We start from the raw sequence: 12,751 nt of genomic DNA on the forward strand, positions 1-12,751 counted from the left end.
ACCGGCTCATGAGAGATCCTTCGGTACGGTAGTGCAGAGATTCGCGGCCGGCGCGGACGGGAGAGGGACACGCGGTGTACCTGAAGAGCCTCACCCTCAAGGGCTTCAAATCGTTCGCGCAACCCACCACCTTCGCCTTCGAACCCGGCGTCACCTGCGTCGTCGGCCCGAATGGATCCGGCAAGTCCAACGTCGTCGATGCTCTCGCGTGGGTAATGGGGGAGCAGGGAGCGAAAACGCTCCGCGGCGGCAAGATGGAAGATGTCATCTTCGCCGGAACCTCGACGCGCGGCCCGCTCGGCCGTGCCCAGGTGCTTCTCACCATCGACAACTCCGACGGTGCCCTGCCGATCGACTACACCGAGGTCACGATCTCGCGCACCCTGTTCCGCAACGGCGGCAGCGACTATGCCATCAACGGCGAGAACTGCCGGCTCCTTGACGTGCAGGAACTGCTCAGCGACTCCGGGCTCGGCCGCGAGATGCACGTCATCGTCGGGCAGGGCCAGCTGGATGCCGTATTGCGCGCCAGCCCGGAGGAGCGTCGGGGATTCATCGAAGAAGCCGCCGGAATCCTCAAACACCGCCGCCGCAAGGAAAAGACCCTCCGCAAGCTCGACGCGATGCAGACGAACCTCACCCGGCTCAGCGACCTCGCCGGTGAGATCCGCCGCCAGCTCAAACCGCTCGGCCGCCAGGCTGAGGTGGCTCGTGAGGCGCAGACCATCGCCGCGATCGTCCGCGACGCGCGCGCCCGCATCCTCGCCGATGACGTCGTAGCGCTCCGCCGTGCGCTCGACGACCACGGCCGCACCGAGAGCGAGCGCCGCACCGAGCGGATCGTGCTGCAGGAGCAACTCGAGCAGAAACAGCTCCGCATCTCCCGGATCGAGCAGGCGCAGGTCGGCGACGCCGTCGACGGTGCCCGCCGCACGAGCTTCGCGCTCGAGTCCGCCCAGGAACGCCTCCGCAACCTCTTCACCCTCGCCAACCAGCGGCTCGCGCTCCTCGGGTCCCAGGGCGAAGCGCAGGATGCCGGCCCCAGCGTCACGCGGTCGATGGTCGACGACGCGCACGCCGAAGTCGCCCGGCTGAAGGAGATGATCGTCACAGCGGATGCCGCGTGGCAGCGCGCACAATCCGACACCGTGTCCGCGCGCAGCCGGCTCGACGCCACCGATTCGGAGATCGCCGCGCAAAGCGCACTCGTCTCGCGCCATGACCTCGAGATCACGAAGCTGACCGGGCAGGCCGAGACCGCAGCCTCGCGGCTCGCCGCCGTCCGCGGCGAACGGCTGCGGCAGGAGAACGCCCTCGACGCCGCGACCGATCGTCGCCGCGCGGCACAGCAGCAACTGGACGAGGTGGAGGAGTCGGCCGGAGACATCGACGCGGGGGAGAGCGGCCTCGACGAAGCCTACGAACTCGCCCAGGCGGCGGTGTTCGAAGCGGAAGCCGAGATCGAACGGCTCCGCGACCTGCTGCACGGTCACGAGCGGGAGCGCGACGCCCTCGCGGCCCAGACGAGCGCTCTGTCGCGGGCCCTCGACATCAAGGACGGGTCGACCGACCTCGTCGCCGCGCGACTCGACGGCATCCGCGGAGTCGTCGCCGACTCGGTGCAGGTTGCGCCGGGTTACGAGACGGCCATCGCCGCCGCCCTCGGCACCCTCGCCGACGCCGTGCTCGCCGAGAACCGGGCCGCCGCCGAACGCGCCATCGAATACGCTCGCGAATACGACCTGGGCCGGGTGGAAGTCGTCATCGCCGATGCGGCAGGCACCCCTGTGGACTGGCCGGACACTCCCGGCGTGCGGAGCGCCGCATCGGTTGTCACCGCACCTGACGGCATCCTGGGCATCCTCAACCACCTCGCCATCGCCGAGGACGTCGACGCCGCCCGCGCGGCAGTCCCGGCCCTCGCCGCGGCCCAGCTCGGCGGCCCGGTCACTCTCGTCACCCGCGCCGGGGACGTGCTCACCGATTTCATCCTCCGTGGAGGGTCCGGAGGTAAACAGGGCCGGATCGAACTTCTCGCCGAACGCGACACAGCCGCAGTCCGGCTCGCCGAGGTGACCGCGCTCCTCGACACCGTCCGATTCGACCTCGCAGAACAGCGCGGCGTGCTCAGCGCAGCCAAAGAGCAGTCCAAGCGCACGCTCAGCGCCCTGCGCGAATTCGACTCGCAGGTCGCCGCCCAGGCCGAACGGCTCAACCGTGCCCGTGTGCAAGTCGAGGCGTCAGCGGCCGAGTACGACCGGCTGAGCGCCGCGTTCGCGCTCTCGAAGGACGCCGTCACCGCGGCCGAGACCGCCGCTGCGCGGTCCAAGGCGGAGCTCGAAACGGCGACCTCCCGTCCCCGTCCGATCCTCGACCTCTCGGCGCGGGAGTCGCTCCTCGTCGAACTCGAGTCAGCGAGAGGACGTGAACTCGAGGCCCGCCTTCAGCTCGAGACAGCGAGGGAACGGGTCCGTGCCGAGGAGCAACGCACCGGCAATCTCGTCAGGCAGATGGAAGCCGATCGGCTCGCCGCCGAGGCAGCCGCCCGGCGCGCGGTCATCCGTGCCCGCCAGGTGGAAGCCGCCACCGGGGTTGCCGAGGTCCTCCCAGCCGTCCTGGCGTCCGTCGACCGCTCCGTCGCCGAGGCGAAGCTCGTCCTTGAACGTGCCGAACAGGAACGCGCCAGAGCGAACGAGGAACTCGTCACCCTCCGCCGCGACGAGGCGGCGCTGCGCGAGCGACTGCAGGCGATCACCGAGAACGTCCACGGCCTCGAACTTCAGATCTACGAGAAGAAGCTCCACCTTTCGAGCCTGCTCGAACGCGCCGGCTCAGAACTCGGCCTCGTCGAAGACGTCCTCGTCGCCGAGTACGGCCCGAACGTCCCCGTCCCGCCCGACGGCTCCGATGCCACCCGGGGGGCCGCGCCCGCTGAGTCGCCGGCGGCATCGGACGACGATCCGGATGCCGCACCAGCCGGCGTTCCGTACGACCGCGCCGCGCAGCAGAAGCGACTCGAGAAAGCGGAGCGCACGTTCGCGCAGCTCGGCAGGGTCAATCCGCTCGCCCTCGAGGAGTTCGCTGCCCTCGAGCAGCGACACCGGTTCCTCACCGAACAGCTCACCGACCTCACCAACACCCGCAAGGACCTGCTGGCGATCATCGAAGAACTCGACGAGAAGATGCAGGTGATTTTCGGCGACGCTTTCGACGACACACAGGCCGCTTTCGCCGAGGTGTTTCCCGTCCTGTTCCCCGGCGGCACAGGAAGCATCTCGCTGACCAATCCGGACGATCTGCTCACCACGGGTATCGAAGTCAGTGTGAAACCGGCCGGGAAGAAGATCGAACGCCTGTCACTGCTCTCCGGCGGTGAACGCTCCCTCGCGGCGGTGGCGCTGTTGATCGCGATTTTCAAGGCACGACCCAGCCCGTTCTACATCATGGACGAGGTGGAGGCGGCGCTCGACGACGCGAACCTCGGCCGGCTGCTCACGATCTTCGAAGACCTCCGCCGTACCAGCCAGCTCATCGTCATCACCCACCAGAAGCGCACGATGGAGATCGCCGACGCGCTCTACGGCGTATCGATGCGCCAGGACGGCGTCTCAGCTGTGGTCGGGCAGCGCGTCGCAGCGCCCGAGGAGAAGGCCGGCTGAACGAGCAGCCCCGCAACTCTCGGTAGTCTGGGCTCATGGCAGAACGCACGCCCTGGTCACTTTCCGGCGCACTCAAAGGTATGTTCCAGAAGCCGACCATCGACGAAAACACCTGGGACGACCTCGAACACGCTCTGCTGACCGCTGACTTCGGGCCGGATGTCACCGAGGCGACGATCGCCGACCTCCACGCGAAAGTCGACCGGTATCGCACCACCGACCCGCGCGACCTGCAGCGGATGCTCCGCGAATCGATCGAGGAACGCCTCTCGAAGTACGACACAACCCTCAAGCTCTCCGAGCGCCCGGCCGTCGTGCTTGTCGTCGGGGTCAACGGTGTCGGCAAGACCACCACGATTGGCAAGTTCTCGAAGTTTCTCGGCACCTACGGGCGCAGCGTCGTCGTCGGGGCCGCCGACACCTTCCGTGCCGCTGCCGTCGAGCAGCTCGCCACCTGGGCGGAACGCGGAGGCGCGCAGATCATCCGGCCGCAGCATCAGGGTCAGGACCCGGCATCCGTCGCGTTCCAGACCGTCGACTACGCCAAACGCAACGGCGTCGAGATCGTCCTCATCGACACGGCCGGGCGGCTGCAAACCAAGAGCGGGCTCATGGACGAGCTCACGAAGATCCGCCGGGTCATCGAGAAGCAGGCGCCGATCTCCGAGGTGCTCCTCGTGCTCGATGCCACCACCGGGCAGAACGGCCTCGCCCAGGCCGACGCGTTCATCGAGCACGCCGGTGTGACCGGCCTTGTGTTGACCAAACTGGACGGCTCCGCGCGCGGTGGATTCGTCCTCGCCGTGCAGGAGCGCACCGGCATCCCCATCAAACTCGTCGGCCAGGGTGAGGGTATCAACGACCTCACCGGTTTCACCCCGCACGTCTTCGCACAGAAATTGGTTGGTTGATGATCGAACACGACTTTTTTGGAGCGATCGACACGGATGAGACCGGCGGGCTCTACTGGTCGGAGAGCGTCGAGGTCGGCGACCAGGCTGTCGACGTGTCCCTGAGCGCCCCGGGCGGGGTGACTCTCGCGCCGGATGCGCTCGACAACGCGGCCGGCGTCATCAGTTCGCTCGAAGGCCTCGACCTGCGCGCCCGTGAGGCGATGCTCTCCGACGTCGACGACCGCAACTCAGATGTCACCCAGTTCATTGAGCAGACCGTCGAGGAGACGGGGGAGGACCTCGTCGATCTCCTCGTCGACCATTCCGGCGACAACGACGTCGACATCATCCGTTCGCTGCAGCTCATCCGCGTGGCCGTGTCGCCACACCAGGCGGGAGAGAGCGCGCCGTTCGCGTCATTCGAGTTCGCTTTCGACCCGGACAACTCCGATCTCGCGCTCGTCGTGTACCTGTCGATGCGCGGAGAATCGGTGGGGATCGAACTGCTCAGCTGACCTCAGCCGACCGCCTGCGCGAATCCGAGTTCAGGATCCGCAAGGTGTTCGAGGCCTGCCGGAAGCGGGAGGCCTTTGCGGTGCATCGACTGCGCCCACAGGCGACCGGCCCGGTACGACGAACGTACGAGCGGGCCGGCAAGCACCCCGAGGAACCCGATCTCTTCTGCAAGCTGCTTGAAGGCGACGAATTCCTCCGGGCGCACCCACCGAGCGACGGGCAGGTGCCTCGGCGTCGGCCGCAGGTATTGCGTGATCGTGATGATGTCGGTGCCGGCGTCGTGAAGATCCTGCAATGCGTCGGCGACCTCCGCCTCCGTCTCGCCCATGCCGAGGATGAGATTGGACTTGGTGATCAGGCCTGCGGCACTGGCCTGGGTCAGCACCCCCAGCGAGCGGTCGTAGGTGAACGCCGGCCGGATGCGTTTGAAAATCCTCGGGACGGTTTCGACGTTGTGAGCGAACACCTCCGGCTGTGACGAGAAGACTTCGCCGAGGAGATCCGGGTTGCCCGAGAAGTCGGTCGCGAGGATCTCGACGCCCGTGCCCGGGTTCTCGGCATGGATGCGGCGCACCGTTTCCGCGTGCAGCCACGCACCTTCGTCGGGCAGGTCGTCGCGGGCCACACCGGTCACCGTGGCGTAGCGCAACCGCATCGCCGCCACGGATTGCGCGACCCGGCGGGGTTCGTCCGTGTCGTAGTCCGCGGGCTTGCCGGTGTCGATCTGGCAGAAGTCACACCGCCGGGTGCACTGCGAGCCGCCGATGAGGAAGGTAGCCTCGCGGTCCTCCCAGCACTCGTAGATGTTGGGGCAGGCCGCTTCCTGGCAGACGGTGTGGAGGCCTTCGTCCTTCACCAGGTTCTGCAGGCGGCGGTACTCCGGTCCCATCTTCGCCCTGGTCTTGATCCAGTCCGGCTTCTTCTCGATCGGGGTGGCTGCATTCCGAACCTCCAAGCGCAGCAGTTTGCGCCCGTTGCCGGGTAGAGCGGGGCCGGGAGCGCCCGCGCCGCACGCGCTCACGCGGTCCCCCCTGTGGATGTCGCTATCGGAGCATCCGCGTCGTCGACGGGATCCGCGACATCCGCTTTGTCGGTTGTGCCGTCGGTGAAAAAACGCGCCACGATGCTGTCGAGGACGTCGGCCGGGGTGATCTCACGGCCCGTCTCCAGGCTCAGGGTGGTGACTCCGGCGTCGGTGATTCCGCAGGGCACGATCCGGCTGTACGGCTGGAGCGAGTTGCTGCAGTTGAGGGCGAAGCCGTGCATGGTGACGCCGTCCGCGACTCGGACGCCGACCGCGCCGATCTTGTTGTCACCGTGCGCGCTGGTCACCCATACCCCCGACCGGCCGTCGACCCGCTTACCATCGACGCCGAATTCTGCGACCACGTCGATCATCATCTGTTCCAGCCGGCGAACGTGCTCGATCACGTCGACGGGCTCCGGCAGCCGCACGATCGGGTACCCGGTGAGCTGGCCTGGGCCATGCCACGTGATCTTTCCTCCGCGGTCGACATCGACCACGGGTGTGCCGTCCGTCGGCCGTTCCCTGGCAGACGTCCGGCGCCCGGCGGTGAAGACATCGTGGTGCTCGCAGAGGATCAGCGTGTCGGGTGCTGACCCGTCGACGACATCCCGGTGGGTTCGCCGCTGGAGTTCCCATCCCTCGATGTACGGAACAAAGTGGGGCGCCATGCCGGCGACAAGAACCTCGGTCATGCGTCGAGCTTAGAGTAAATGTATCGAGTCCAATAATTCCTGTGAGCGCGATGGATGCGAGCGGCGCGACGAACGCCCAACCCTCGGTAAACTGGGAATCAAATGGCTACTTTTGGAAACCTCTCAGACCGGCTCTCCGAGACCTTCAAGAACCTGCGCAAGAAGGGTTCGCTGTCGGCGTCAGACGTCGACGGCACCGTGCGCGAGATTCGTCGCGCCCTGCTCGAGGCCGACGTCTCGCTTGACGTGGTGAAGGAGTTCACCGGCAAAGTACGCGAGCGCGCCCTCGGTGACGAGGTCAACAAAGCACTCAACCCCGCGCAGCAGGTCGTGCAGATCGTCAACGAGGAACTCGTCGCCATCCTCGGCGGACAGCAGCGCCGGCTGGAATTCGCGAAGAACCCGCCGACCGTCATCATGCTCGCCGGCCTTCAGGGCGCCGGTAAGACGACCCTCGCCGGCAAGCTCGCGAAGTGGCTGGCCAAGGAAGGCCACACGCCGCTGCTCGTTGCCGCGGACCTTCAGCGCCCCAACGCCGTCACCCAGCTCAGCGTCGTCGCCCAGCAGGCCGGTGTCGCCGTCTACGCGCCGGAGCCAGGCAACGGCGTCGGCGACCCTGTCCGGGTGGCGAAGGACTCGATCGTTTACGCCCGCACGAAGCAGTACGACACCGTCATCGTCGACACGGCCGGTCGCCTCGGCGTCGATGCCGAGCTGATGAAGCAGGCGTCGAACATCCGCAACGCCGTGAACCCGGACGAAGTTCTGTTCGTCATCGACGCGATGATCGGTCAGGATGCCGTCGCCACCGCGAAGGCGTTCCAGGACGGCGTCGACTTCACCGGTGTCGTGCTCACCAAGCTCGACGGTGACGCCCGTGGTGGCGCCGCGCTGTCCGTGGCATCCGTCACCGGCCGCCCCATCATCTTCGCCTCGACGGGGGAGGGACTCGATGACTTCGAGCCGTTCCACCCCGATCGGATGGCCAGCCGCATCCTCGACCTCGGTGACATCCTCACCCTGATCGAGCAGGCCCAGGCTGCCTTCGACGAAGAAGAAGCCATGGCGATGGCCGAGAAGTTCTCGACCGACAGTTTCACGCTCGAGGACTTCCTCAAGCAGATGCAGCAGCTGCGGAACATGGGTTCCATCAAGAAGATGATGGGCATGCTTCCCGGCATGGGGCAGATGAAGCAGCAACTTGACGCCTTCGATGAGCGCGAAATCGTGCGCACCGAGGCGATCATCCAGTCGATGACCCTCGCCGAGCGTCGCAACTCGAAGCTGCTCAACGGTTCGAGGCGACTGCGCATCGCCCGTGGATCCGGTTCGACGGTCACCGAGGTGAATGCTCTCGTCAACCGGTTCGAGCAGGCCGCAAAGATGATGAAGACCGTCGCCAAGGGCGGCGTTCCGCAGATCCCGGGTATGGGGCCGATTCCCGGCGGTGGAGGCGGCAACAGCTCCCGCAAGCAGCAGCCCAAGAAAAAAGGTTCGAAGTCGGGCAACCCGGCGAAGCGGGCCACCGAGAACGCGGCGCTGGCTTCAGGTGTGAAGCCTGCAGGTGCCCCGAGCGGTGGCGGATTCGGGCTGGGTGGCGCGGCGGGTTCCGCTGGCGCCGCAGCGCCGAGCGAGGAAGAACTCGCGAGCCTGCAGAAGTTCCTCGGTCGGTAGCGGTCGTAGCGGTCAAACCCGCGCTCGCGCGGGTGTTTCGGTCGGTCGCGGATGCAATTCCACCGGCCCGTAGCGACCCGACCCGCGCAACCGGGACAGTAGTGGTGGGGCGCCTACGAACGGCGAGCGGGATTCGACCCGTCGCGAAGTTCCTGCGCGAGCGACTTCACGACGGTGACAAGATTGCCGTCGTTCTCTTCGGCGACTCGCAGCTGGCGTGAGTAACTCGCCCCCTCATCGATGATCCTCTCGATCGACGCGAGTTCGTCAGCACAGCCGAGTCGCCGGGCGATCGGTGCCAGGGAGATGAGGAGGTCCCGGATGTCGTCGGTCACGGGCCGCTCGTTGCCCGCGTTGTCGAGGATGACTTCCGCGGCGAGCCCGTAGCGCGCGGCCCGCCACTTGTTTTCGCGGACGTACCAGGGCTGCAGCACGGTCAACGGCTCCCCGTCATCCAGGCGCGTCGACAGGTGTTCGACGAGGCAGTGAATCAGGGCGGCGACGGCGGCGAGCTCACGGTGCGTCGACGCGCCGTCGCAGAACCGAACCTCGATGGTTCCCCAGCGCGGCGACGGGCGGATGTCCCAGCGCACCTCGGTGTAGTCGTCGATGATGCCCGGCTTCGTCATGTCAGCGACATAGTTCTCGAATGCCGCCCAGTCGGGCAGTTGGTATGGCAGCCCTGCCGTCGGGAGCTGTTGGAACATCAGAGAACGGTTCGACGCATAACCGGTGTTGACGCCGCCCCAGTACGGACTCGACGCCGAGAGGGCCTGCAGGTGCGGGATGTAGCTCAGCATCGCGTTGAGGATGGGCATGACTTTGTCGCGGTCCTCGATGCCGACGTGCACGTGCACGCCCCAGATCATCATGTTCCTGCCCCACCACCGGGTGCGCTCGATGAGCTTGTGGTAGCGCTCCTTATTGGCGACCGGCTGGTCGTACCACTGACCGAATGGATGCGATCCGCTGCCGATGATGTCGATCCCGCGGCCGATGGTGACCCCGCGAAGCTCCTGCAGCTGGCCGTCGAGGTCCTGGACGGCGCCCCCAACCGTTGTGTGCACGGCGCTCACGAGTTCGACCGTGTTGAGCAGCAGTTCGCCCGTGATGTACGGGTGGGGCGATCCGTCACTCTGGTGAAGGTCCGCGAGGACTTCGTCGGCGGCGGAGACAAGGTCCCCGCTGTCGCGGTCCACGAGAGCGAGTTCCCACTCGATGCCCACCGTCGATCGCTCTGACCTGGCGAAGTCGATGCCCATGCTCGTGTTCCCCGCTTCCGCCGGACATCCGTCCGGCACCGTTTCATCCTTCCATGTCGGGCTTAGGCTGATGAAATGACGTCAGTGCAGAACCGTCCTGTCCGCATCGGCGTGCAGATCGCCCCGCAGCACGCCCCGTACGCAGTCATCCGCGATACCGTCGCCCAGCTCGAAGACCTGGGAGTCGACATCCTCTTCAACTGGGATCATTTTTTCCCCTTGAGCGGCGAGCGGAACGGTCTTCACTTCGAATCGTGGACCATGCTCGGTGCCTGGGCGGAACAGACCAGCCGGGTCGAATTCGGCAGCCTCGTGAACTGCAACAGTTACCGCAACGCCAATCTGCAGGCCGACATGGCCAGAACCCTCGACCGCATCTCCGGCGGCCGGTTCATTTTCGGCACCGGTGCGGGCTGGTTCGAGCGGGACTACGACGAGTACGGATACGAGTTCGGCACAGCAGGCAGCAGGATCGCTGCCCTCGGTGAGGCGCTCCCTGTGATCACCGACCGGTGGTCACAACTCAACCCTCCACCCACGCGTCCTATCCCGATCCTCATCGGGGGAGGAGGAGTCAAGAAGACGTTACGGATCGTCGCGCAGCACGCCGACATCTGGCACAGCTTCAGCTCGCCGACCGTGCTCGCGGAGAAACGCGAAATCCTCCGTCGCCACGGAGAAGCGGTCGGTCGTGACGTGTCGGAGATCGAGATCTCCACCGAACTGCGGGGGCGGAATGAAGCAACGGCGGAAGAATTGCTGGCCCTGGGCACAACCATGTTCACCCTGGGCCTCAGCGGCCCGCACCACGACATCGCGTCGGTTCGCCGGTGGCTGGCGTGGAGGGACAGCGTCACGTCGTGAAATCCGTTCCGTGAGCTGGTCACGCAGGCGACGATTATCTGACAGAATGGTTAGTCGAGTCTGCACTCGCCCGACCCTCTAATCAGGCGCTGCAGCAATAAGAGCTTTCGGACCGAGTGTGCCCCCACGCAGCCGGTGACGAGCACAATCACACAACAAATAACTTTCAGGAGAATTGTGTCTGTCAAGATTCGTTTGAAGCGCCTGGGCAAGATCCGCGCACCGTACTACCGCATCGTCGTCGCCGACTCACGCACCAAGCGTGACGGCCGCGTCATCGAGGAAATCGGCCAGTACCACCCCACCGAGGAGCCCTCGTTCATCGAGGTCAAGTCCGAGCGTGCACAGTACTGGCTGTCGGTCGGCGCCCAGCCGACCCCTCAGGTCGAAGCCATCCTCAAGCTCACAGGCGACTGGGGCAAGTTCAAGGGTGACAAGGACGCCGTCTCGACCGTCAAGACCAAGGAGCCCAAAGCTGCTTTCGTCGCCGACGAGAAGAAGAAGCCTGTCCTCAAGCCGAAGGCTGAGAAGCCCGCGGTCAAGGAAGAAGCCCCGGCCGAGACCGAGGCCGCTCCGGCCGTTGAAGAAGACAAGGCGTAACAATTGCTCGCACCTGCTCTCGAACACCTCGTCAAGGGGATTGTTGACAATCCGGACGACGTGACCGTCGTAGCGCAGAGCTCACCACGCGGTGAGGTCCTCGAGGTTCGTGTGAACCCCGAGGACCTCGGCCGTGTGATCGGCCGCTCCGGCCGCACGGCAAAGGCACTTCGCACACTCGTCTCCGCCCTCGCCGATGGTCGCCGCGTTCGCGTCGACGTCGTCGACACCGATTCTTAGAAGTGAGCACCGCCGAAACGCCGAAGACCCAGCTCCGGGTCGGACGGCTCACGAAAGCCCACGGGCTCAAGGGAGCCATCAAGCTCGAACTCTTCACTGATGACCCCGCACGCCGGTTCGTGCCAGGAGCCGTCTTCACGCTCCAGGTCCCGACCGGGTCGCCCTGGCACGGGAAAACCCTCACTCTCACCGAGTTGCGTTGGTACAACGGCCACCCGGTCGGATTCTTCGAGGGTGTGGCCGACCGTTCACAAGCGGAAACCCTTGTGAAAGCGATCCTCTGGATCGAACAGGACTCCGCCGAGGCATCCCTCGAAGAAGACGCCTGGTACGACCACCAACTTGTCGGCCTCGCCGTACACCGCGACGGCGAGCGAGTCGGAACCGTCGCCCGCGTCGACCACTTCCCGGCACAGGACCTGCTCATCATCGCCACGGCGACCGGAGAGGTCATGGTTCCATTCGTCAAAGCAATCGTTCCCGCGGTCGACATCCAGACCGGCATCGTCACCGTCACTCCTCCCGCCGGGCTCTTCGAGGAACTCCCGGAGGACGACGAGACGGCGGATGACGTCGAGATGACGGATGCCGCCGCGAACGACACGGATGCCACACCGGTACCGGACGAGACCGCGGCACCCGACGACGGAACGACACCGGCCGACGCCTGACGCACCTCACAGGTTCGAGTGCTCGCTGTGAGTACGAATTCACGTTCGTCTCACCCCAACGCAACGGGTCACCGTACTCCGCGCTTCCAGCGTTGGAATCGAACCGGGTCGCCGACCCGGTCGAATGCGGAGGTCGTCCATGTCATCCGTCAAACCGGACTCGTTGATCGATTCCCTCGTCGACGCCGGAGTCGTGAAGGCGAACCTGAGCATCGGGCAGATGCTTGCGCGAGGCACGCTCGCCGGAGCCATCCTCGCCTGCGCGACCATGGTTGCGTTCACCGCGAACATCCAGACCCAGCTGCCGCTCGTCGGCGCTGTGATCTTCCCCGTCGGCTTCGTCATCATCGTCCTTCTGGGGCTCGAACTCGTCACGGGTTCGTTTAAGGAGCCATTCGCGCGCAGTGAACGACGACTGAGCGGGTCCGCGGCGCGAAACCGGCCTTCCGATGGCGCAAAAGCATCTGAGCCGTGTGTTTGAGAGCCGTTCGCGCATATCGAAGTGCTTCGTAAGCCGCGGGCAGGGGAGAAACCCGGAGGGCCACCCTAGAGTGGTGAAAACGATGAAGGAGTCGGAATGCAGAAGACATCGCTCACTGCCCTGGCCCGCACCGAGCTCGAGTCCGCACTGGCCGCATCGAGCGGGCGCAGTT

12 protein-coding genes are annotated in these 12,751 nt (G+C 65.9%); 9 read left to right on the forward strand and 3 right to left on the reverse strand.

Annotated elements, in window-relative coordinates; all coding sequences use genetic code 11:
- The first annotated feature begins 74 nt into the window (after positions 1-74).
- Genes smc through ACLQ62_RS15165 form a run of 3 tightly spaced genes read left to right on the forward strand, consistent with a single transcriptional unit; the run spans position 75 to position 5,067 of the window.
- The gene (gene smc, locus ACLQ62_RS15155; protein WP_411722461.1) at positions 75-3,659 is read left to right on the forward strand and encodes a chromosome segregation protein SMC; all 3,585 of its coding nucleotides are present in this window, start codon (positions 75-77) and stop codon (positions 3,657-3,659) included.
- 35 nt (positions 3,660-3,694) lie between these two features.
- Positions 3,695-4,570, forward strand: a complete 876-nt coding sequence (gene ftsY / locus ACLQ62_RS15160; RefSeq protein ID WP_411722462.1) for a signal recognition particle-docking protein FtsY — start codon at positions 3,695-3,697, stop codon at positions 4,568-4,570.
- Entirely contained in the window at positions 4,570-5,067 is a 498-nt protein-coding gene (locus ACLQ62_RS15165; RefSeq protein ID WP_411722463.1) for a DUF2004 domain-containing protein, read from the forward strand. Before ftsY ends, ACLQ62_RS15165 begins: the two co-directional genes overlap by 1 nt.
- Positions 5,068-5,069: 2 nt before the next feature.
- Here the strand turns inward: ACLQ62_RS15165 and lipA are convergent, their stop codons facing one another.
- Together lipA and lipB are read right to left on the reverse strand one after the other, a co-directional pair.
- Positions 5,070-6,089 (reverse strand): lipoyl synthase, encoded by a 1,020-nt coding sequence (gene lipA / locus ACLQ62_RS15170; protein WP_411722464.1) that lies wholly within the window; start codon positions 6,087-6,089, stop codon positions 5,070-5,072.
- On the reverse strand, positions 6,086-6,787 hold the full coding sequence (gene lipB, locus ACLQ62_RS15175) for a lipoyl(octanoyl) transferase LipB (RefSeq protein WP_411722465.1): 702 nt from the start codon (positions 6,785-6,787) through the stop codon (positions 6,086-6,088). Before lipB ends, lipA begins: the two co-directional genes overlap by 4 nt.
- A gap of 102 nt (positions 6,788-6,889) precedes the next feature.
- Between lipB and ffh the strand changes: the two genes are divergently transcribed.
- Positions 6,890-8,461: a signal recognition particle protein gene (gene ffh, locus ACLQ62_RS15180; protein WP_411722466.1), complete on the forward strand. Its 1,572-nt coding sequence runs from the start codon at positions 6,890-6,892 to the stop codon at positions 8,459-8,461.
- Between the two features lie 113 nt (positions 8,462-8,574).
- Here the strand turns inward: ffh and ACLQ62_RS15185 are convergent, their stop codons facing one another.
- A complete protein-coding gene (locus tag ACLQ62_RS15185; protein WP_411722472.1) occupies positions 8,575-9,723 on the reverse strand; it encodes a glutamate--cysteine ligase in 1,149 nt (382 codons plus the stop codon).
- Positions 9,724-9,798: 75 nt separating this feature from the next.
- Between ACLQ62_RS15185 and ACLQ62_RS15190 the strand changes: the two genes are divergently transcribed.
- From ACLQ62_RS15190 to ACLQ62_RS15210, 5 genes are all read left to right on the forward strand, one after another.
- Positions 9,799-10,587, forward strand: a complete 789-nt coding sequence (locus ACLQ62_RS15190; protein ID WP_411722467.1) for an LLM class F420-dependent oxidoreductase — start codon at positions 9,799-9,801, stop codon at positions 10,585-10,587.
- A 177-nt stretch (positions 10,588-10,764) separates the two neighbouring features.
- A complete protein-coding gene (gene rpsP, locus ACLQ62_RS15195; protein ID WP_411722468.1) occupies positions 10,765-11,187 on the forward strand; it encodes a 30S ribosomal protein S16 in 423 nt (140 codons plus the stop codon).
- Between the two features lie 3 nt (positions 11,188-11,190).
- Positions 11,191-11,427: an RNA-binding protein gene (locus ACLQ62_RS15200; RefSeq protein ID WP_090709355.1), complete on the forward strand. Its 237-nt coding sequence runs from the start codon at positions 11,191-11,193 to the stop codon at positions 11,425-11,427.
- A 2-nt stretch (positions 11,428-11,429) separates the two neighbouring features.
- Positions 11,430-12,098: a ribosome maturation factor RimM gene (gene rimM, locus ACLQ62_RS15205; RefSeq protein ID WP_411722469.1), complete on the forward strand. Its 669-nt coding sequence runs from the start codon at positions 11,430-11,432 to the stop codon at positions 12,096-12,098.
- 139 nt (positions 12,099-12,237) lie between these two features.
- Positions 12,238-12,579, forward strand: a complete 342-nt coding sequence (locus tag ACLQ62_RS15210) for a formate/nitrite transporter family protein (RefSeq protein ID WP_411722470.1) — start codon at positions 12,238-12,240, stop codon at positions 12,577-12,579.
- Positions 12,580-12,751 lie beyond the last annotated feature (172 nt).

The organism is Mycetocola sp., assembly GCF_046716805.1.
Taxonomy (GTDB): domain Bacteria; phylum Actinomycetota; class Actinomycetes; order Actinomycetales; family Microbacteriaceae; genus Mycetocola_A.